Source organism: Nostoc sp. (genome assembly GCF_036917315.1).
Classification (GTDB): Bacteria; Cyanobacteriota; Cyanobacteriia; order Cyanobacteriales; family Nostocaceae; genus Nostoc.
In genome coordinates this window covers 89,044-109,827 of record NZ_JBALDR010000046.1, presented here as the reverse complement: position 1 = coordinate 109,827, position 20,784 = coordinate 89,044, and the positions used below count along the sequence as shown (strand labels likewise).

Sequence of the window (20,784 nt, the reverse complement as noted above, 5' to 3'; positions counted from 1 at the left end):
TTTTGGTGTTTTCCGCAAGTAAAAGAAGCTTTGACTTTCTCAAAATGCCATTTGACTTACTCATTTTGGTGTTTTCCGCAAGTAAAAGAAGCTTTGACTTTCTCAAAATGCCATTTGACTTACTCATTTTGGTGTTTTCCGCAAGTAAAAGAAGCTTTTGCTTTCTCAAAATGCCATTTGACTTACTCAAACCCCAGTTTGCTTTCTGATTTTGGTGTTTTCCGCAAGTGAAATGCCATTTCGCTTGTTTAAAATGGTTGATTTATCAGAGGATGTCTGAGAAGTATTAAATATTTGTCGATCCCCCTAACCACCCTTAAAAAAGCAGGGTGGTTTCATACGAAAAAAGAAATAATACATAAGCCTTGATTTCTTGTTTTGTAGCATGGCTTTTTACCCCTCTCCAAACCTCTCCCCGAAACGGAGAGAGGCTTTGAAACCCAGTTTTAATTTTTCTCTGGTTGTATAAAACCACCCTGCTTTACAAGGGGAGGGTTAGGGTGGGGTAATTCGACTTAACCCTAATAGAATTAACCAAAATGTTGAATAATTGCGTCGGCAAATTCAGAACATTTTAAGGGTTCAACAGGCGGTTCTAGCAACCGGGCTAAATCGTAGGTGACTTGACTACTCGCGATCGCATCGCTTAAACCTTTCTTAACTAGGTCTGCGGCTTCTTGCCAACCCAAAAATTCCAGCATCATCACGCCAGACAAAATCACTGAACCTGGATTAATCCGATCCAATCCGGCGTGTTTGGGTGCAGTGCCGTGGGTAGCTTCAAATATCGCACTAGAATCACCAATATTTGCCCCTGGCCCCATTCCCAATCCCCCAACAATGGCAGCAGCGGCATCAGACAAGTAATCGCCGTTCAAGTTCATCGTCGCCAAAATCGAATACTCATCCGGTCTGGTTTGGATTTGTTGAAAAATACTGTCAGCAATCCGGTCATTCACCAAAACTTTCTCTTTCCATTTACCATCGCCGTGGGTTGCCCAAATTGTGTTAAGAACAGTTTCAACTTCCTTGACAACTTGCGCCTTCTTGTCTGGGGTAAGGTTATCAAACCCAGGTTCAATCTGGCGGGCGTTTTCTTCCAAGGAAATATTCGGATTTTTTTCTTTGTTACTCAAAATCCAAGATTCTTGTTCTGTAACAGTTTCTTGGCGAAATTCACTAGTTGCTAGTTCATAACCCCAATCGCGGAAAGCGCCTTCGGTGTACTTCATGATGTTGCCTTTATGCACCAAAGTCACTTGTTGCTTGTTTTTGGGCAATAGCAAGGCGTGTTTGATAGCACGTCTGACTAGGCGCTGAGAACCAGTTTTGCTGATGGGTTTGATGCCAATACCAGAATCAAGAGGAATGCGTTTTTTCCCATGTTCTGGGGTGGCGGGGATTAATTCTTCATTGAGAATTTTAATTAAGCGATCGCCGATTTCGCTACCTTGTCGCCACTCAATCCCTAAATAAATATCTTCTGTATTTTCCCGATAAACAATTACATCCAGCTTTTCGGGATTTTTGTGCGGTGAGGGCGTACCTGCATAGTAACGGCAAGGACGCACGCAAGCATACAAGTCAAAAATTTGCCGTAATGCCACATTTAAAGAACGAATCCCTCCCCCAATGGGAGTAGTCAAAGGCCCTTTAATAGCTACACCATATTCTTCAATTGCTGTTAGAGTGTCTTGAGGTAAATACTGGTAAGTTCCGTATAAATCACAAGCTTCGTCCCCAGCGTAAACCTTAAACCAGCTAATTTGACGCTGACCCTTGTATGCTTTGGCTACCGCAGCATCTAGCACCTTTTGCGTAGCAGGCCAGATATCTATACCTGTGCCGTCACCACGAATAAAGGGGATAATTGGATTGTCCGGTACGATTGGTTCACCATTTTTGAAGGTGATTTTTGCTCCGGCTGCGGGGGGGGTAATCTTTTCGTACATCGTTCACACACTCCTAATCGATACGCTGCTATTCAAAAAATCTTTATGTGGCAGGCTTGTATATTTTGCTATGTCTTTTGTTCGCCAAGCCATAAGGCACAGATTTTCCCCCTATTCCCCTTGTACATTATTTGGGGATTAAGTGAGAGATTTCAGTGAAGCGATCGCAATTTTGTACGATCAAAAATAGTAAACTACTTTTCGCTATCAGTGTTTCACTTTCGAGAATGCCCGATAGCTTACCGCTCTTTCACTGACCGTTAACACAAGAATGGCATGACAGACCCAATGATTTTATCAGGCCCTGCAAATGACATCGACTCCCTCCGACAACCGTTAATCGCTGGGTCTGAAAAAGTCCAACAGCAGATAATCCCACAGTTAGCTGAGTTGGGTAATGAGGGATTAGACGTGTTGATGGAATTTTTACTGAAACGACGTGAAAACCCAGCAACTTGGGTTGATGGCAAAGCTTACCAAGTCCTATACAACTCTGACGCACCTCAAGTCAAAGAATTTTTGCGCTCTTCTTTTCCTGAGGGAATTGTACCTCTAAAATCAGAGTGCGGGATTAACTATAATTCTTTGCAACAGCTATTGGCTGTTCAAGACTTCCAAGCAGCCGATCGCGTCACCATTGAAAAAATGTGCGAACTATCAGGGCCAACGGCTGTACAACGAAAATGGTTGTATTTTACTGAAGTAGAAAATACCTCGGCTGTTGACTTGCAAACTATTAACAACCTCTGGTTAGTCCACTCCGAAGGTAAATTTGGTTTTTCAGTGCAGCGAGAAATCTGGTTAAGTTTGGGTAAAAACTGGGAGAATTTCTGGCCGAAAATTGGCTGGAAAGCAGGTAATACTTGGACGCGATACCCTAACGAGTTTACTTGGGATTTGAGTGCGCCTAAAGGTCACTTACCCCTTTCTAATCAACTTCGGGGAGTACGAGTTTTTGCTTCTTTACTTTCTCACCCTGCTTGGTCGAAGAATCCAGAAAAATGATTTTGAGCCTACGTACAAATAGATTATGATTAATCCCACGAACCGAGAATTCTACGTCATCATTGAACGGGATGAAGATGGCTACTATGTTGGAGAAGTTCCTCAGCTAAAAGCCTGTTACAGTCAGGGAGAAACAATTGATGAGTTGATGGTTAATATGAAAGAAGTAATTGAGCTTTGTTTAGAAACAACAAGTGATGAAAAAATACCAGAATTTATAGGTATTCAAAAGGTAGTAATTTAATGCCAAAACTACCAGTTTTAACAGGTAAAACAGTTATTAACGCCCTTGAGAAAATAGGATTTCAGACGGTGCGTCAAAAAGGCTCTCATGTACAAATGCAACATGAAGATGGGCGGTTAGTAACTATTCCTGTTCATGCTGGTAAAACAATAGGTAAAGGATTATTACGCAAAATACTACGCGATGTTGAACTTACAAGGGAAGAGTTTATAGGTTTGCTGGAATAATAGACTTGGGAAGTTTTCCACTAATCCCAAATCCACAATCTCAAATTAGATAATGGCAAACGTTCGTCTAGAAGATATTAAGCGTAGATTCAATAATGTCACCGCGATCGAGGACATTAGCTTTGAAATTCCTGATGGCGAATTTTGGGTTTTAGTTGGGCCATCGGGTTGTGGTAAGTCTACAATTTTGCGAACGATCGCGGGTTTAGAAACCGCTACATCTGGCAAACTCTATATTGGCGATCGCTTGGTAAATAATATCCCAGCCAGACAACGGGATGTGGCGATGGTGTTTCAAAACTACGCTCTCTATCCTCACATGAGTGTGGCGCAAAACATCGGCTTTGGCTTGGAAATGCGGAAGGTTGACCGAAAAATCATTCAAGAACGAGTGATGAATGTGGCGCGATCGCTTTCTTTGGATCATTTGCTGGATCGTAAACCCAAACAACTTTCCGGGGGACAGCAACAACGGGTAGCATTAGGAAGAGCGATCGCTCGTGAACCCCAAGTGTTTTTACTTGATGAACCTTTATCTAATTTAGATGCCCAATTGCGCGATGATACCAGGGCAGAATTGAAACAGTTACATCAAGAATTAGGCATTACAACTATTTATGTCACCCACGATCAAGTTGAAGCGATGACTTTGGCTGATAAAATCGTCGTGCTAAATCGCGGGCGGATTCAACAAATTGGCGATCCCCAAACTATTTATGCAAGTCCTGCTAATCAGATGGTGGCAAGTTTTTTAGGCAGTCCACCAATGAATATTTTGCCTGCAATCTATGAAAATAACGGTTTTGATGTAAGTGGACAGTTATTAGTAATTCCAGCAGTTGTGGAAGAAAAATTACAGTTGCGTCAAGGACACAGTTATGATTTGGGGATTCGTCCAGAGCATATTTTTATTAAGGAACCGCCAAGTCCCCAAGAAGTAAATGATGGTCAGCTGATTGTGGAAGTTAAGGTGGTGGAACCTTTGGGAAGAGAAACTTTGATTCGTGCTGGTTTACCTGGTTCGGCGGTGATGTTGAATATCCAGGTAGGCGGTGATGTGCGTCTTCGTCCAGGCGATCGCCTTTCTCTACAACTCGATTTAAATCAATTGTTTGTATTTGATCCTAAAACTGGGGACAGAATCTTCTAAAGAGTTTCTTAAACTGTCAGAAATAATTGTCAATTTCTAATTTTTTGTAGCCAGAATCTAAGAAAATAAAAACTGCAATAGAGACTTAATGGATTAGCTGCAAAAACTTATATGACTATTAATCGACGCCATTTCGTGTTTTTACTCACAGCAGGTGCGGGTGCTTTTGCATTAGATGCTTGTGCATTGGCAGAGAAATCTCCTCAGGTAAACACTGCAACTTCAGACACAACACCAAATACAAAAGCAAATACGACAGCCAATACAACAGGGGCTATCCAACTACCGCGTTTACCTTACGCCTATGAAGCACTGGAACCACATATCGATGCCAAAACGATGCAATTTCACCACGATAAACACCACGCAACTTATGTGAAAAACCTAAATGCAGCTTTAGAAAAACATCCAGAACTCAAAGGTAAAACTGTTGAAGAACTGTTGCAAAAACTTGAGAATGTGCCAGAAGATATTCGTAGAACGGTACGTAATAATGGCGGTGGTCATGTTAACCACTCAATGTTCTGGGAAATTATGAAGCCGAAAGGTGGTGGTGAACCAACAGGAAATATAGCCTCCGCAATTAATCAACGTTTTGGCTCTTTTGCAACTTTCAAAGAAAAGTTTAACGAAGCTGGTGCTAGTCGTTTTGGTAGTGGTTGGGTTTGGCTAGTACGTAACAAAGGTGGCAAGTTGGAAGTGACAACTACAGCTAACCAAGACAGTCCCTTAAGTGCAGGTAAATATCCCATCCTGGGTAATGATGTATGGGAACATGCATATTATCTAAATTACCAGAATCGCCGCGCTGATTATTTAGACGCTTGGTGGAACGTGGTTAATTGGGATGAGATTAACAAGCGGTTTGCAGCAGCAAGTAAATTTGCCTGAAACCAGACAACAATTTAGGGTTATATGTGCTTAAAAATTGGCGACAGAATATTGTTTCTGTTGCCAGTTTTTTGATGTGATAATCTAACGCTCTTTTATTACTCTCGTCAGATTAAATTAGAAACCCTATTTTGGCATTAGTCCGCGCAGGTGGTCACTGAGACGGCCGTTGTGCATTATCTAATCGCTTGGATTATTCTCTCTCCAGAGTCATAGAAGAGCGCTAATCATTTTCAAAAGATGAATAATGATTTGCTTTAAATCGCCAAACTGCGAAGTCAGTTTGGCGATCGAGTAATGGCACTTGGTATATTTTTGGGAATTAGAGCTAATACTTTGTCTTTTTCTCGCACTTGCGGCTCAAAGAGGCTTTTGAGTCGGTACACCTACAGCACGAGGAAAATTAGCTGGAGTGGTAGCTACCTTACGCACATACACACAGTGTCGGATGCTGTGACTCAGGGGTGTTGTAAATTGTTCGATTGATTCAATGACACCACCCAACTGCTTCACAGCATTCTTTAAAGCAGCTGTTTCATCCTCTGTCCAATTACCGCGATAAATTATAGCTAAACCTCCCTGTTTGAGCAGTGGTAGAGTATATTCTGCACAGACAGAAACTGCCCCTACAGCACGGATCAATGCAATATCATAAGCTAGTCGATGCTGGGAGTGCTGACCGATTTCTTCAGCCCTACCAACAAGAGTTTTGGCATTGATAAGGGCAAGTTCAGTTAATATATTGTCGAGAAAAGTAATTTTTTTCCGAGTGGAATCAAGAAGAGTAATTGGGCAATTAGTTACAGTAATTGCTACGGGAACACCCGGAAAACCCGCACCTGTACCAATATCGATGAGAGCAGGGGAAGCGAGGGAGAAATTTGCTGATAATAGAGGTGCAATTCCTCGTAGAGAATCCCAAAGATGTTTTTCCCAAAACTCTTGGGGATCGACGATCCGAGTTAAATTTAGTTGGCGATTACCTTCTAGGATTAACTCATAAAGCTTTTGGAATTGCGCTTGTTGTTGAAGAGTTGGTTGCCAATTAAGAGTTTGCTGCCAGATTTCTGCCATTTCAGGCAATAGGTTTGTCATTTGTCATTTGTCATTTGTCATTTGTCATTTGTCATGGGGCATAGTTTTTCTCTTTGTCCTTTTGTCCCCTGCTCCCCTGCTCCCCTGCTCTCACACAGTTGGTAGAGGTTCTTTAACTTTGGATTCTAGTGACTTTGGGTCTACTGATTCTAGTTCGCCGTGGTTGAGTGTCCAGCAACGGTCTGCGATCGCTAACAGATCCCCAGCGTCGTGTGTCACTATTAACAATGTCCAATCTTGTTTCAGTTTCGCTAATAAATTTACCAGTTGCCGACGCATTGACCAATCTAAACCAGCTGTGGGTTCATCTAATAACAGTAAATTTGGCTGGCGAATCAATTGCACTGCTAAAGCTAAACGTCGTTGCTGACCACCACTCAAAGCATGGGGAGCGGCGGAGAGCGATAAATGCTCTAATCCCACTTCAGTAAGGGCCTGTCTGACTCGTTCTGACCCTAACTCAGGATGTCCTAAACGTAATTCTTCTAAAATCGAACCACCGCAAAAGTGCCGCTCTGGAAACTGAAATACTAACCCGGCTAATTGTTGTAGCTGTTCGGCTATAAGTTCTTGTTCCCGCCAGAAGAGTGCGCCGGTAGTGGGTTCGGCTAGTCCCGACAAAATTTCTAGTAAGGTACTTTTACCGGAACCACTCGGGCCAATAATCAGACCTAGCTGCTGGGGTGCTAATTCTAAATTGATCGATTTGAGAATCGCTGTTGGGCACGCTGTAGGATGATAATTTACATTTCGGAGATAAAGCATTTGTTAAGATTACCAAAAAGTCAGCAAATTACTGATTAGTTACACTGAGAATGTCTGGAAAATTCTGGAAAAACAATTTATAGCGCCTTACCTGGATTAACACCTTAATTTAGCAGCAAGAATTATCCACTTTTTCTCCATTGTGGCAGACTAGGCCTGAAATAATGGCTAGAGCAAGCCTGGAAACATGGAAAGATTACCAATATATAAAAAAATTTTGGTTGAAGCAGAGGCAAGTTGAAATTAACCATTTTTGCATTCTAAGTAACACATACAACTATTTCAACCGCAATTATTCTGAGGGTTAAAATGACTAAAAGGTTTTCTTCGCCTCGATTAGTAGTGTCTGCTAAACTCACTGCCTTTGCTCAGACTGCTTTTGCAGTTGCGTTCGCCTTTGGCGTTGCCCCTTGGGCAATCGCACTTAATGTCTGGGTAAATCCCTCCCTGGCTGGCGATCCGTTTCGCGATCGCGAACCTCATCAAATTGGCGACCAAACAGAAGCAGCTTTTAAAGCGATTTTCCAACAGGGCAACTATCCAGCAGCAGATCGTTATCTGGAACAAGCACTATCCAAAGAGCCAAATGAACCTCTAGTCTATGCTATGAAGGCATCTTTAGCATACGGAAATAAAGATTGGGCTAAACTTGACACATATAGTCAGAAAACTCTAGAAACTGGACAAAAACTGATTCCTAGCGATCCATTGCGTGGTAATTTATACACTGCTGTTGGTCATTTTTTAGAAGGTGCAGTAGTTATTACCCGTGAGGGTACAGTCAACGGTGTGCCGCAAGCCTTTAGTCGGTTGCGGCAAGTTTATGAATATTTAGACAAAGCTGAAGCAATTTCTGCCAACGATCCAGAACTGAATTTAATCAAGGGTTATATGGATTTATTGTTGGCGGTTAATTTGCCTTTTGCTAGCCCAGATCAGGCAATTGGACGCTTAGAAAAAAATGCTGCTCCTGAGTATTTAGTGGATCGGGGTATTGCTCTTGCTTACCGGGATTTAAAACGGTATCCACAGGCACTAGAATATGTCAACCGGGCGATCAAAACTACATCAGATAATCCAGAAATTTATTATCTCAAAGCCCAAATCCTTAAAAAACTTGGGCAAAAAGAAAAAAGCCAGCAGTTGTTCCAGGAAGCGATCGCTAATTTTGACAAAGCATTGACTAAAAAATCCCAACTCCCAGGCGATTTAGTTAAACAAATTGAGCGTGAACGCAGAAGTGCTGTTAGCTTGAAGAATTCTTAACCTCCATTCCCTACTCCCGTTCGGCTACGCTACCTCGGCTCCGGTTCCATCGAGCGACTTGTACTGAACGTAGTCGAAGTAAGTCGAGATGCTCGGCACAAGTCACGGCAAGCCCACTCCCTACTTTGATATGCTTATTTGCAGAAGAGTACTTGAGATATTAGACCAAAATGGAGATTCAGTTCCGCGAAATTAATCCTTTTGATATGTGGATTTGGCTGAAATTCAGCACAAATCCTTCTGCGCGTGAAAAGCAGTATGTAGAAGAAGTTTTCAATTCCTGGTTTTATTTAGGTAAATTGGGTGCATTTAATGCAGAAAATCTCCAGGTGCAGGACACTGGACTCGATATCAGCTACATGAATTATGATGAACAAGGCTATGACAAAAGCCTGCTAGCACTGATGCACAACATCGGTGAGTTTGAATATGAGGGTCAATGGGGGCGTTGTTGGTTTGACTTAGGAACCAGTGATGCGATCGCTCTGGATATTTTAATCAACGCCCTCAGCCAGCTAAGTCAGGAATATGTCACCATTGAAGAATTGTATATCGGTGGTGAAAATTCAGATTGGCCTATTGAGGATAGCGAAAGTCGTCCCCAGTCTATTTATGATAATTAGTTACAAAAATGAATAAAGCTGGTGAAATTCGGGTAATAGCCTTGGGGTTAATTCGGAATGGCGAACGCATATTTCTTTCTGAAGGCTACGACTCCGTAAAACAAGAGACATTTTATCGTGCTTTAGGCGGTGGTGTTGACTTTGGCGAAACCAGCCACGCCGCCTTAAAACGGGAATTTCAAGAGGAAATTCAAGCAGAGTTAACGAATATTAAATATCTTGGTTGTATAGAGAACCTGTTTACATTTAATGGTAGGCAAGGTCATGAAATTATTCAACTTTATCAATGTGACTTTGCTGATTCCAAATTTTATCAACTGGAAAGTTTAGTTTTTTCAGAATCACCACATCATAAACATAGAGCGTTATGGATAGATATCTCTCGCTTGAAATCTGGGGAATTCAGATTAGTACCTGAAGTATTTTTTGAATATTTATAGGTTATACGTGACTTCACAATTTATCTGGATCTAACTCTTGGGTTTTTCCTGCGCGGTATTCCACCATTGCCTCAGTTGCCAGGAAAGCGAGTACATCAGGGGAACGGGCGAAAGCTTCATCCCAAGAGCGCTCATCTTCTAGTTCTTCCAAAATCATCGCCGCGATCGCATCTTGTTCATTGGCAGGCAAATTTTTTAGTTTGGCGATCGCTTGTTCGAGTAGCTCAGTCATAGCTGTCAATCGTTACGAAAGTCATACTATAAATTATCTCTGCTTGCACTCTGTTGGGTTTTTAGGGTGCGAAAAGCAATAGTGCGGTGGAGGTTGATACTAACTTCTCATCGAAGCCGGAACATCTGAGTCAGGAGAGTTCTGAAAAATAGCTCCACGGGCAAGTAGATTAGATTTATCTTCTTCTGTTAAGCCACGGTTTTCTCCAAAGATAGTGCTTTCTACAACAGTATTGGTGAAGTCAGCCTCACTAAGGTTAGCTCCAACAAGGTTTGCATAGCTCAGGATTGTATTTAGAAGATTGCTCCCACAGAGATCAGCCCTGTAAAGTTTAGCTCCGCTAAGGTTCGCCTTATAGAGGTTAGCTCCGCTGAGGTCAGCCCCAAGAAAGTTAGCTTCGCTGAAGTTAGCTCCTGTGAGGTCGGCTCCACTGAGGTCAGCCCCAATAAAATTTGATTCATTAAGATGGGATCTACTAAAGTTGACCTCACTGAGATGTCCTCTGCTGAAGTTGGCTTCATTAATATCCGCTTCACTAAAATCGGCTCCACCTAGATGCGCTCTGCTGAAGTTAGCTTCGTTCAAGTTGGCTCTGCTGAAATTGGCTTCGCTCAGGTTAGCTCTGCTAAAGTTAGCTTCCCTTAGATTAGCTCCCTGAAAGTTGGCTCTACTAAGGTGGGCATCTCGAAAGTCAGCGTCTTGAAGGTCAGCCATACCAAGATTTGTACCACGAAGGTTGGCTGCGCGAAAGTCAGCCCCAGAGAGATTAGCCCCAGATAGGTTAGCTCCACGAAGATTTACTTTACTTAGCTGTATCTCTATTGGTGTTTGTTGTCTCCAAGCATTCCATTCATAAATACTGCGCTGGAGTATTGCCAATTGAAAATCTTTAGTTATTAAAGGTTGTGAATGCTGATTTGATTCTTCTTGAGTTAACTCAAAAAGTTGTTCACTTGCTTCTGAACTGTGAAAATTTCGTCTGTACTCATCCCAGGCAACAAAGAGAACTCCAATAGAAATGTACATAGCTAACCAAGAAGAAGGCAGATGACCTCCAGTTACTAGCAGCAAGATTACAAACCCTAGAAAGACTAATGTAACCTGCTTGACTAATGATTTCAGGTTGACTTGAAGTTTTGTAACCATTGATAAATTAGGGGTTGCCAACACGTTTACCTCCCTTTTTTGCAAGAAGTTGGTTAAGGTCTGACAGAAAGCGGCTTATTATTCTACCTGCCAGAACAATCCAAAGGCAAAAGTCAGAAATAACAATAATGAAACAGGCATAGCGGTTAACTCCAAATTGGCTTTCTTGCATACATACATCAAACCCTGAAAACTCTTTACCCAAAATCCATCTTCCAATTAAGCTCGGAATTTGAAGTAATAGACTCAGTGCGATCGCATCCTGTATAGACTCGTAAAAAGTCTTCCATAGGTCGCCCATCAAAGCTTTGCCAAAGACATCAATAGGAGCTAGAACTGTTGCTAGAAATTTCTCTGCCTTTTCGCGTGGTGTGATTTGTATCTTGGATGAAGAATTAGATGGAGTCCGTGGAGAAGACATAGACAAGGCTGAAAGTTATTCTTTATTTTAGCCCTTACTTACTAATTTTAGACACATGCTATCTTCAGTACTATTCATCTAAAATAGATTATTGTTAATAGAGCGTTAACAATATTTGGCTTAGGGAAACCATTAACTGTGCATAAAACAATTAAAGTGACTGATATTAAATGGGCTTATAGCAAAGCGCTAGACACTTATACCACAGAAGGATTTATGAATAGCCTTTGCCTATTTGTTGGTGAAATAGTTAGGAGTGACGAAGTAGGGCTTATTGTTTGGCAGCATCAACCTATCATGATGGTTCGCATCCATCAAGTAGATTTTGAGACTGAGGCAACTTATGCTGAAATGATAACCTTTAAGGATTCGAGATTAAAGGAAATGTTAAACAAGCTACATCTTGAAAACAATGAGCCTAAAATAATTTGTTCAGGGTTTGAAGTGTTCTGTTACCGTCCGAAACGAGATAAACCATATCATCCGCAAATGCATCCCACATACATTCGGGCTAGAGAGCAAGCATCAAGAATATTAGATGCATTATATGCAGTGATAATAGAACCTGAAAAGGAAGCTCATCTTGCATTTGTTCAAGTTAGTGACAATATATCTAAAACTTTTTTTAAGAGATTGTCTAATAAAAACAAAAACCAATATAACGATGAAATAATTAATTTCGCTACATGCGTAGACACTTGGATAGGAGAATTTTATACAAACGAAATTGGATCAAAACAGTACAAAACTAAAAATCGATATCCCATTGCTCCTAAACCTCTCGAAGGCGTTGAACTATTTATTATCACCTCAGATGAGGATGATAACCTCATCTCCTACCAAACTAAAGTTTAAAGAACGCCATTTTATGTTGTCGTCACAGATTTCAAGCAGGTTCCTCGATTGGCGTTTCTAAAACAACGTGCTGCTTGTTTTCTGGTTTAATACGGCTAAATCCGAGTTTTTTCGCTAACTATTTGAGTTCCATGACTCGCAAAAGTTGATTTGCAGAGACTGGTAAAGTACCATAGCGATCGCCTTGAAATGCTAAACTCCACCTTCTAACTCCTCTAGATCATCTACTGTCAGTGGTGCTTGGCCACTATGGCGCACATACAATACATTAACTGTAGTACCTCGAATTGTAAAAATTACTCGGTATACATTTTTAGTTTTCCCATAAAGGAGTTGACGTACTTCTTCTGGAAAAACTTCATGTTCGACTGCTAAAGCACAACGTTGGGGCTTCTCTTGTAGGCTAGCAATAGCATTCATCAATCCTCGAAACCTTGTCCAATACCAGCAATTGTCTCCAATTGATCAATCAGTTGACGTAATTTGGTAGGGTCGATTTTGGCAGGGTCTAGAAAGGTGACGAGAACTTGAGAGCGATCGCTAATCTCTTGCGGTAGCTGGGTGAAGTGAATTTCCCCATCTTGATAAATGCCTTCGACAGTTTTTATCATGAGATGAGTTTAAGTTGGGTTGGTATTTCCTTTAATTCTACTAACTAGACTTAAAAGGCTGGGTATGAAATTCTTGCTTGTTCAAGCGTCAATCATCTTTATAAACTTCTCTACGATGCCCTACTCTGACAACGGTTACGACTAGGACATCATCATAAATATGATACAAAATCCGATAATCGCCGACTCTGATGCGATAACGATTTTCACCATTTTTTAATTTGCCGACACCATCAGGGCGTGGATCAATAGCTAATTGTTGAATTTTGCTCTCTAGCTTTTCTTGAATATCTACGGGTAATTTTTTGAGTTGTTTAGATGCACTTTTGGAAATTTCTACTTGGTAGCTCATGCAGTTTTTTGCTGATGTTCTGACCAAGTTAAAGTACCATTTTCTACGATATCTTTTAATCCCTCTTCAAAGTCTCTTTCGTCGGACTCGTCTTCCTGTTTACGGATTTCCAACAGTGATAAAATTTCTTGCAATGTATCGTCATAAGCCAGTTCTATTTGTTCATTAATAGCCTTGATTAACGCTTGCCTTTTAGTTGTAGTTTCCATGTTTCCACTCTTTTCAACTGCTCGTCATTGTCTATGCTTTGAACACCTTATTTTACTCTAAACTACTTCTCAGTAAGTCTGAGATATGTTTTCACTTGATGACTAATCTTTTTCTACCGATCAAACTACAGCGGCCTCTGGAATCGCACCCTGCATTCTCCCGAAAGCGTCAATCAAATTCTGCAATTGTTGATCTGCTTTAAAAACTCCTAACCCTCGCACCGTGACTTTTCCAGGAGAATACACAAACCGAGTCTTGAGATTGTCTGGTAAATTCGCCGCCAACAAATTCCAAGCGGGTTCTTCCATCGGCGTTTCTAAAACAACGTGCTGCTTTTGTTCTGGTTTAATGCGGCTAAATCCAAGTTTTTTCGCTAGTTGTTTGAGTTCCATGACTCGCAAAAGTTGATTTGCAGGGACTGGTAAACTACCATAGCGATCGCTCCACTCGGCTGCAATCTGCTTTAATTCTGATTTAGATTTAGCTGTAGCTACCGCCCGGTATGCACTCATTTTTTGATCCAAATCGGTAATGTAATCTGCTGGGATAAACGCCGTGAGGTTGAGGTCAATCTGGGTATCCTCCACTTTCGGAATTTCTTGTCCTCGGATTTCCCGAATTGCTTCTTCTAGCATTTCCATGTATAAATCAAAACCTATGGCATCCATTTGACCGGATTGTTCTGCACCTAGCAAGTTACCCACGCCTCTGATTTCCATGTCGCGCATCGCTAGCTGATAACCAGAACCTAGCTGAGTAAATTCCTGAATCGCTCGTAAACGTTGCCGTGCTGCGTCAGATAATGCCCGTTGCTTCGGATAAAATAACCAAGCATGAGCTTGGATACCTGCACGTCCCACACGACCGCGTAATTGATACAACTGTGCCAATCCAAAGCGGTGAGCATCTTCAATCAAAATTGTGTTGACTCGCGGAATATCTAAGCCAGATTCAATAATTGTCGTACAAACAAGGATATCTGCATCGCCATTACTGAAGGTGAGCATGGTTGATTCTAACTCACTTTCATCCATTTGACCGTGAGCGATCGCAAACCTAGCTCCCGGTATCACTTCTCGTAAATTGGCTGTTGTCTCTTCAATTCCATCCACTCGTGGAACTACATAAAAAACCTGTCCGCCTCTGTCTAATTCTTGACGAATAGCAGTGCGAATACTTTCGGAATTTATCGGTGACAGATGGGTTTTAATCGGTCGTCTGGTTGGAGGTGGTGTAGTAATCAAACTCATTTCCCGAATTCCCGACAAGGACATATACAAAGTCCGGGGAATGGGTGTGGCGGAGAGGGTAAGCACATCCACTTGAGTTTTCAAACTTTTAATTTTCTCTTTCTGGTTTACCCCAAACCGCTGTTCTTCATCCACTACCAACAGTCCTAAATCCCGGAATGTCACGCCTTTACCTAAAAGTTGGTGCGTACCAATTACTACATCTAATTCACCCGTAGCCAATCGCTTTTGAATATCGCGGCGTTCTTCGGCGGAACGAAAACGGTTGAGCAAACCGACATTCACGGGGTAGGGTGCAAAACGTTCTTTGAGTGTATGGTAATGCTGCTGTGTTAAAATAGTTGTTGGCGCAAGGAGTGCCACTTGTTTACCGGCGGTGACTGCTTTAAAAACAGCACGAATCGCCACTTCCGTCTTCCCAAAACCGACATCGCCACAAACTAAGCGATCCATTGGGCGATCGCTTTCCATGTCGCGTTTTACATCTTGTACAGCTTTAAGCTGATCCGTCGTGGGTTGGTAGGGGAAAGAATCCTCTAGTTCTTCCTGCCAAGGCATATCACCTGGGAAGCTAAAACCTTGTTGTTGCGATCGCGCTGCATACAGTTTCAACAAGTCCACCGCCAATTTTTTAATCGCTTTGCGGACTTTATTCTTAGTATTTTCCCAAGCTTTACCGGTCATCCTGTTAAGTTCCGGTGCTTTATCACCTGCGGCGCGGAACCGGGATAAAGCGCCTACTTGATCGGCTGCGACTCTGAGTAACCCATCAGCATACTGCACCACCAAATAATCACGGGTTTCATTGTTAATCGTCAAACTTTCCAGCTTGACAAATTTGCCAACACCATGATTTCTGTGAACCACATAATCGCCTGGACGCAGCTTATTGGGATCGACTTGTTTAGAAGTAGCTTTGTGGCGCTTGCGGATATAGCCGGGAGTCGCCAAGGAATGCTGCCCAAAAAATTCCCGATCTGTAACGATTACCAATCGGTATGTAGGCAGGATAAAACCTTCTAATTCCGCCAGACCAGAATATTTGAGGGCTATGGGAATATGGTTAATTTGCAGCTTATCTATTGCTTGGTAGTCGCGGGGATTGGGGATAAACTGAGCCGGACAATCATGTTCTTGTAACAGCGAGACAGAACGCGAAGGTTGAGCAGAAAGCAGCCAAATCGAGAAATTGCGATCGCGTTCTTGGCGGATGGTTTCAGCTAGTCTAGCAAACTGGTGCGGCGTGACTGGAACAGGACGGCTAGCAAGATTGATCCCACTATTTTCCTCTGACAGTTCCGATAAATATAATGTTTTAAATTTGGCAACATCAACCAAACACTCATCAAACGAACGATGAATTTTCGGCAATCTTAGGGGAGTAGATTCTTCCCCATGCGCCATTCCCCATTGTTCTTGGGCATTTTCCACCCAGCGATCGCTATGAGCATGACACTGTTCTGGCTCATCAATGGCAATCAAGGTATTTTCTGCTAAGTAGTTTAGCAGAGATGCTGGTTGCTCGAATGCTAACCCCAAAAAGCGACGACTACCCTCTAACATTGATGAGTTCGCAGTGCTAAGTTCTGAGTCAGAATTTAACTCAGCACTCAGCACTCGGAACTGGGCACTATTTTTCAGTGCAGCCATCACCACAGGAGTAAAACTAGTGGGAGTAAGAATTATCTGGTCAACTTTGTCGAGGGCGGAACGTTGGGTTGCTGGGTCAAATTCCCGCATTTGCTCGATTTCATCACCAAACCATTCCAACCTGACTGGAAATTCCGAGGAAACTGGGAACACATCAACAATATCGCCCCGCCGACTCCATTGCCCTTCCATTTCCACCAAAGGAACTCTTTCGTACCCCAGAATAGTTATTTTCTCACTGAAGCTATTCAGGTCTAATTCCATCCCTTTTTTCAGGGTAAGACAGAATTGCCCAAAAGCTTCTGGCGGAGGTAAATGAGGTTGCAGCGCCCCTTGAGTAGCCACAATCGCCATATTTGTCATTTGTCCTACCCTGCGGGAAGCCGCAGAAGCGTCTATGTCATTTGTCCTTTGTCTTTGGTTTGTTTCTAATGACAACTCACTAATGACTAATGACTCTTGATTTTTGAGTAAATCTGCCAATACCTGCATTTGCCCCCAACTCATTTCAGTTTCTGGGTCAAAAGGTTCGTAGGGAGAAGCCTCGGAGGTGGGGTAAAAATGTACTGTTTGCCATCCCATTGCCTCCAGTTGTGCGTAAACGCGTCCAGCTTCTTCTAGGGTGGCGCAAACCACAAACAAATCCTTGCCCTGAGACTGCGCTAATGCCGAAGCTACTAGAGTCTTGGGCAGCCTGGGAATGCCATTTAACCGCAATTCTTGTTGTCGATTCAGCTTAGAAATAAATTCAGTGGTGAGCGGCGATCGGCCTAAGGCACGCACAATAGAAGAAAATGACATAAGTACTACTAGCGATGGGAGTCTTTGTGGGTCAGCAAATCTTGAGGCAGTTTATGTCAACTATTTTAAAAGTGTTAACAGCTTTCTTATTCCTTCAGTGGAAGAATAATCCACAGTGACTAATAAACTTAAGAACTATAACTACTACTTTGTATATAGTCAAAGTATTTATCGAAGCACCTTTAATACTAGATACTAGGGATTGAGCTACGTTCGCTCTGATAAGCGGCAATTTTAAACATGTCCTCCATCACTTTTGAAATTTTAATCATTTTGGTGCTAATTATTGCCAATGGCGTGTTTTCTATGTCTGAGATGGCGATTGTCTCGGCACGGAAAGTAAGGTTACAGCAGCTTGCCAATCAAGGAGATGCCAAGGCAATGGCAGCATTGAAATTAGCGGAGTCTCCAAATCATTTCCTGTCAACTGTTCAAGTGGGTATTTCCCTGATCGGTATCCTAACTGGTGCTTTTGGAGGAGCAACAATTGCCAACCGACTGGCAGTTTATGTAAAACTTGTACCTTTGCTAGCACCTTATAGTGAACCGATATCTTTTGGAGTAGTGGTTTTGATCATTACCTATTTGTCACTGATTGTTGGCGAATTAGTACCAAAGCGTCTGGCATTAAACAACCCAGAAAGAATTGCATCGACTGTAGCTATTCCAATGCGTGCTTTATCGGCGATCGCTTCGCCAATGGTATATCTTTTAAGTGCTTCTACAGATTTGATCTTACGAGTGCTGGGAATTACAGCTTCTACTGAGCCGCAAGTCACCGAAGAAGAAATTAAAATCTTAATTGAGCAAGGTACTGAGGCGGGAACCTTTGAGGAAGCTGAACAGGATATGGTAGAGCGGGTCTTTCGTTTAGGCGATCGCCCTGTTAGTTACTTAATGACGCCCCGTCCCGATATTGTTTGGCTAGACTTAGACGACTCTGCCGAAGAAAATCGCCAAAAAATGGTTGATAGTGCTTATTCTCGGTATCCAGTTTGTCAGGGGGGACTTGACAATGTGCTGGGTGTTATCCCTGTCACCGACTTATTAGCCAGGAGTTTCCGAGGGGAACCACTAGATTTAACGATCGGATTGCGACAGCCTGTATTTGTGCCAGAAAGCACTCGTGGCTTGAAAGTTTTAGAGTTGTTCAAGCAAACTATCACTCACATGGCGTTAGTAGTGGATGAATACGGCGTAATTCAAGGATTAGTCACTCTCAACGACATCATGAGTGAAATCGTGGGTGATGTTCCTTCAACGGATGGACAGGATCAACCACAAGCTGTACAACGCGAAGATGGTTCCTGGCTTTTGGATGGGATGTTGCCTGTTGAGGAGTTTTTGGAACTTTTTGGTATGGAAGAGTGGGAATCTGAGGAACGCGGCAGTTATCAAACTTTAGGCGGTTTTGTGATTACCCATCTAGGTCGTATTCCTGCCGCAGCAGATCATTTTGAATGGCAAAGTATGCGAATTGAAGTAATGGATATGGATGGTAATCGCGTTGATAAGGTGCTAGTCGTACCTAAGGCAGTTAAATCAGCAGATACGAAAAAATCTGACTAGCAAAAGGAGGCAAAGGAGGAATTATTCAAAAAGTCATTCCTTTGTCTCTTCCCAATCCCTTTAAGTGCGAGATAGACGTTTGACCTCTTCACCCGCTAACATCTGATGAGCTTGTTCCAAAAGTTGGGGGATTTTATCGGCATGGGGATTCCGGGTAAGACATTGCCGCAAATTTAATTCATCTAGCCGATCGGCTTTGTTGCCGGGAAACCAGTGCCCGCCATTGCCAAGCAGGTTGTAGCGCATTTTAGCGTAGTCTACTAAATCGTAGGCGATCGCTAAATTTCGCAGCCACAAAATTACCCGAATATTTACCTCACCAGGGGTTTCGTCAAAGTTTGGTAGATTTGTTTCCCAGGATTTTACCCAATCTTCTCCCAAAGTAGCGATCGCTTCTGATTTCAACCTTGCTAAAATTGGGGGCAAAATTTCTGATGCCCGGTCTATTAATTCTAAAGTCTTCAGGTGTTCATCAAAATCTTGTGGTTTTGCTGCTCCCAAGCTCAGGGTATGTACCTCTTGATGGCTCAAACAAAACAAATCATTAAACACCATTGGACTCAACGGGGCGCAAAGATTTACTAATTTTTCTGGGGGTTCATACAATAAACCTCCTTTATTAGATGGACTAATAATAAACACCCCCATATCGTGGCGTTTAGCTGCTTCGATTGCCGCCCAATTCCATTGATTAATGTAGTACCAGTGCAGGTTCACGTAATCAAATTGATTGGTATTAATTGTCTGCACGATTATATCTGTCGAGCCGTGTGTGGAAAAGCCAATAAATCTAACTTTTCCCTCTGCTCGCAACTGCTGCGCTACTTCCAAACAGCCGCCGGGACGGATGCTTTCATCTAACGACTCAGGATGATTGATACCGTGCAACCCTAAAAGGTCAACATAATCTAGTTGGAGATTTTTTAATGATTGTTCAAATGTCTCCCGAAATTCTTTCGCATCTGCCTTTGGGCTGATTTTAGTTTGAACAATTAACTTTTCGCGAGGAAATTTGGGTAATATTCTCCCCAATTGCATTTCAGAAGTGCCATAACCACGGGCAGTTTCAATATGATTAATCCCAACCTCGACTGCCCTTCTAATAGTCGCTTCCAGATTCGCCTGGTTATCAGCAGGAATTTCATGATTGGGAACATCTTCCCATTTGAACTGATATCTCATGCCACCGCAGGAAAACACTGGCATTTCTAATTCTGTGCGTCCAAATCTTCTATATAGCATCAGTGGATTGTGGATTGCTTACCAACTTAAAATCTAACAACGATAGTCATTCCAGCTTTTAGTGCCACAATCATTTCCTCTGTTCAATCTGTGACACTAGCAATATTCATTGCATTCTTAAATCGGTCAGGTCTTTTGGTTATTGGATTTTTACCAATATTCCAGCTCCACAGACTAATTATCTCATCGTAGTTACCATTTTCTCAAGTTTAGACCAAGAAATGGCAAAATGACCTAGCAGTGCTGAGTTGTGCGGAGGTGAACTAACGAAAAAGTTAAAATTAATTCTTTACAGCACTTGCGTCTGTTATGAGGTACACTAAATTAAAATATAAATACCTTTAAATGAAGTCATACTCTGTCGAACTTCGAGAAAAGATAGTTGCAGCACATCTTCAAAAAAACATCTCAATCAGGAAAGTAGCTAACATATTTTCCGTCTCAAAGAGTTTAGTGCAAAAGCTTGTAAAGCAACAAAAAGTTGAAGGAAATTTACAACCAAAGCCGCGAGGGAAACCACAATTTAGTCATTTAACAAATGCGGAAGTAGAATTAAGAGAATTAGTTGAAGCACATCCAGATGCAACATTGATAGAGTTATGTGAATTCTTGGCAGACAAGACTGGTAATTGGGTGGGTCGAAGTGCAATGTGTCGTGCCTTACAGAAATTAGGATTAAATCGTAAAAAAAAACAAAGCGGAGTACCCAAGCCGGAACAGAGAGAGTCCTAAATTTAAGATTAGATTATTGGGAAAAGGTCAAACATATAGAGCCAGAAAATTTAGT

Annotated in this window: 23 protein-coding genes and 2 pseudogenes; 11 read left to right on the top strand and 14 right to left on the bottom strand. The window is 42.1% G+C overall.

The window, feature by feature from the left end; all coding sequences use genetic code 11:
• Positions 1-190: pseudogene (locus V7K84_RS20360) on the bottom strand (hypothetical protein); the annotation flags it as partial.
• Between the two features lie 340 nt (positions 191-530).
• Positions 531-1,952 (bottom strand): NADP-dependent isocitrate dehydrogenase, encoded by a 1,422-nt coding sequence (locus V7K84_RS20355; protein ID WP_334840668.1) that lies wholly within the window; start codon positions 1,950-1,952, stop codon positions 531-533.
• Positions 1,953-2,228: 276 nt separating this feature from the next.
• On the opposite strand from V7K84_RS20355, the gene V7K84_RS20350 reads away from it, so the two are divergent.
• From V7K84_RS20350 to V7K84_RS20330, 5 genes are all read left to right on the top strand, one after another.
• The gene (locus V7K84_RS20350) at positions 2,229-2,957 is read left to right on the top strand and encodes a GUN4 domain-containing protein (protein WP_292738502.1); all 729 of its coding nucleotides are present in this window, start codon (positions 2,229-2,231) and stop codon (positions 2,955-2,957) included.
• A 25-nt stretch (positions 2,958-2,982) separates the two neighbouring features.
• Positions 2,983-3,201, top strand: a complete 219-nt coding sequence (locus tag V7K84_RS20345; protein WP_322685392.1) for a type II toxin-antitoxin system HicB family antitoxin — start codon at positions 2,983-2,985, stop codon at positions 3,199-3,201.
• The gene (locus V7K84_RS20340; protein ID WP_334840663.1) at positions 3,201-3,428 is read left to right on the top strand and encodes a type II toxin-antitoxin system HicA family toxin; all 228 of its coding nucleotides are present in this window, start codon (positions 3,201-3,203) and stop codon (positions 3,426-3,428) included. Before V7K84_RS20345 ends, V7K84_RS20340 begins: the two co-directional genes overlap by 1 nt.
• Before the next feature lie 52 nt (positions 3,429-3,480).
• Positions 3,481-4,578, top strand: coding sequence for an ABC transporter ATP-binding protein (locus V7K84_RS20335; protein WP_334840661.1), 1,098 nt, complete (start codon positions 3,481-3,483; stop codon positions 4,576-4,578).
• Positions 4,579-4,689: 111 nt separating this feature from the next.
• Entirely contained in the window at positions 4,690-5,469 is a 780-nt protein-coding gene (locus V7K84_RS20330) for a superoxide dismutase (RefSeq protein ID WP_334840659.1), read from the top strand.
• A gap of 360 nt (positions 5,470-5,829) precedes the next feature.
• Here V7K84_RS20330 and rsmG read toward each other — a convergent pair whose 3' ends face one another.
• On the bottom strand, positions 5,830-6,564 hold the full coding sequence (gene rsmG / locus V7K84_RS20325; protein WP_334840657.1) for a 16S rRNA (guanine(527)-N(7))-methyltransferase RsmG: 735 nt from the start codon (positions 6,562-6,564) through the stop codon (positions 5,830-5,832).
• Between the two features lie 90 nt (positions 6,565-6,654).
• Positions 6,655-7,329: an ABC transporter ATP-binding protein gene (locus V7K84_RS20320; protein ID WP_334840654.1), complete on the bottom strand. Its 675-nt coding sequence runs from the start codon at positions 7,327-7,329 to the stop codon at positions 6,655-6,657.
• Positions 7,330-7,638: 309 nt separating this feature from the next.
• Between V7K84_RS20320 and V7K84_RS20315 the strand changes: the two genes are divergently transcribed.
• From V7K84_RS20315 to V7K84_RS20305, 3 genes are all read left to right on the top strand, one after another.
• Entirely contained in the window at positions 7,639-8,595 is a 957-nt protein-coding gene (locus V7K84_RS20315; protein ID WP_334840651.1) for a Sll0314/Alr1548 family TPR repeat-containing protein, read from the top strand.
• 170 nt (positions 8,596-8,765) lie between these two features.
• Positions 8,766-9,218, top strand: a complete 453-nt coding sequence (locus V7K84_RS20310; RefSeq protein WP_334840649.1) for a DUF3531 family protein — start codon at positions 8,766-8,768, stop codon at positions 9,216-9,218.
• An 8-nt stretch (positions 9,219-9,226) separates the two neighbouring features.
• Positions 9,227-9,658, top strand: coding sequence for an NUDIX hydrolase (locus V7K84_RS20305; RefSeq protein ID WP_334840646.1), 432 nt, complete (start codon positions 9,227-9,229; stop codon positions 9,656-9,658).
• Between the two features lie 13 nt (positions 9,659-9,671).
• On the opposite strand, the gene V7K84_RS20300 is transcribed toward V7K84_RS20305, so the two are convergent.
• The 3 genes from V7K84_RS20300 to V7K84_RS20290 all read right to left on the bottom strand — a co-directional run bounded on the left by V7K84_RS20300 (position 9,672) and on the right by V7K84_RS20290 (position 11,457).
• Positions 9,672-9,890 carry a hypothetical protein gene (locus tag V7K84_RS20300; RefSeq protein ID WP_334840643.1) on the bottom strand — a complete coding sequence of 73 codons (219 nt, stop codon included), beginning with the start codon at positions 9,888-9,890 and terminating at the stop codon, positions 9,672-9,674.
• Positions 9,891-9,989: 99 nt separating this feature from the next.
• Positions 9,990-11,036, bottom strand: coding sequence for a pentapeptide repeat-containing protein (locus V7K84_RS20295; protein ID WP_334840641.1), 1,047 nt, complete (start codon positions 11,034-11,036; stop codon positions 9,990-9,992).
• Positions 11,037-11,043: 7 nt separating this feature from the next.
• Positions 11,044-11,457: a hypothetical protein gene (locus tag V7K84_RS20290; RefSeq protein ID WP_334840639.1), complete on the bottom strand. Its 414-nt coding sequence runs from the start codon at positions 11,455-11,457 to the stop codon at positions 11,044-11,046.
• A 138-nt stretch (positions 11,458-11,595) separates the two neighbouring features.
• On the opposite strand from V7K84_RS20290, the gene V7K84_RS20285 reads away from it, so the two are divergent.
• The gene (locus V7K84_RS20285; protein WP_334840637.1) at positions 11,596-12,312 is read left to right on the top strand and encodes a hypothetical protein; all 717 of its coding nucleotides are present in this window, start codon (positions 11,596-11,598) and stop codon (positions 12,310-12,312) included.
• A gap of 34 nt (positions 12,313-12,346) precedes the next feature.
• Here the strand turns inward: V7K84_RS20285 and V7K84_RS34305 are convergent.
• From V7K84_RS34305 to mfd, 6 genes and pseudogenes are all read right to left on the bottom strand, one after another.
• A pseudogene (locus V7K84_RS34305) lies at positions 12,347-12,493 on the bottom strand (TRCF domain-containing protein); the annotation flags it as partial.
• Between the two features lie 11 nt (positions 12,494-12,504).
• Positions 12,505-12,732, bottom strand: coding sequence for a hypothetical protein (locus V7K84_RS20280; RefSeq protein WP_334840636.1), 228 nt, complete (start codon positions 12,730-12,732; stop codon positions 12,505-12,507).
• Complete coding sequence (locus V7K84_RS20275) at positions 12,732-12,923, bottom strand: hypothetical protein (protein ID WP_334840634.1); 192 nt, start codon at positions 12,921-12,923, stop codon at positions 12,732-12,734. The genes V7K84_RS20280 and V7K84_RS20275 overlap by 1 nt, the downstream gene beginning before the upstream one ends.
• Positions 12,924-13,011: 88 nt before the next feature.
• A complete protein-coding gene (locus tag V7K84_RS20270) occupies positions 13,012-13,275 on the bottom strand; it encodes a type II toxin-antitoxin system RelE family toxin (protein WP_334840632.1) in 264 nt (87 codons plus the stop codon).
• The gene (locus V7K84_RS20265; RefSeq protein WP_334840631.1) at positions 13,272-13,484 is read right to left on the bottom strand and encodes a hypothetical protein; all 213 of its coding nucleotides are present in this window, start codon (positions 13,482-13,484) and stop codon (positions 13,272-13,274) included. The genes V7K84_RS20270 and V7K84_RS20265 overlap by 4 nt, the downstream gene beginning before the upstream one ends.
• A gap of 120 nt (positions 13,485-13,604) precedes the next feature.
• On the bottom strand, positions 13,605-17,186 hold the full coding sequence (gene mfd / locus V7K84_RS20260) for a transcription-repair coupling factor (RefSeq protein ID WP_334840629.1): 3,582 nt from the start codon (positions 17,184-17,186) through the stop codon (positions 13,605-13,607).
• A 240-nt stretch (positions 17,187-17,426) separates the two neighbouring features.
• Between mfd and V7K84_RS20255 the strand changes: the two genes are divergently transcribed.
• Positions 17,427-18,755 (top strand): hemolysin family protein, encoded by a 1,329-nt coding sequence (locus tag V7K84_RS20255; protein ID WP_334840628.1) that lies wholly within the window; start codon positions 17,427-17,429, stop codon positions 18,753-18,755.
• A gap of 60 nt (positions 18,756-18,815) precedes the next feature.
• Here the strand turns inward: V7K84_RS20255 and V7K84_RS20250 are convergent, their stop codons facing one another.
• Positions 18,816-19,997, bottom strand: a complete 1,182-nt coding sequence (locus V7K84_RS20250) for an aldo/keto reductase (RefSeq protein ID WP_334840626.1) — start codon at positions 19,995-19,997, stop codon at positions 18,816-18,818.
• A gap of 345 nt (positions 19,998-20,342) precedes the next feature.
• Between V7K84_RS20250 and V7K84_RS20245 the strand changes: the two genes are divergently transcribed.
• On the top strand, positions 20,343-20,729 hold the full coding sequence (locus V7K84_RS20245; protein WP_089131644.1) for a helix-turn-helix domain-containing protein: 387 nt from the start codon (positions 20,343-20,345) through the stop codon (positions 20,727-20,729).
• Positions 20,730-20,784: the final 55 nt, after the last annotated feature.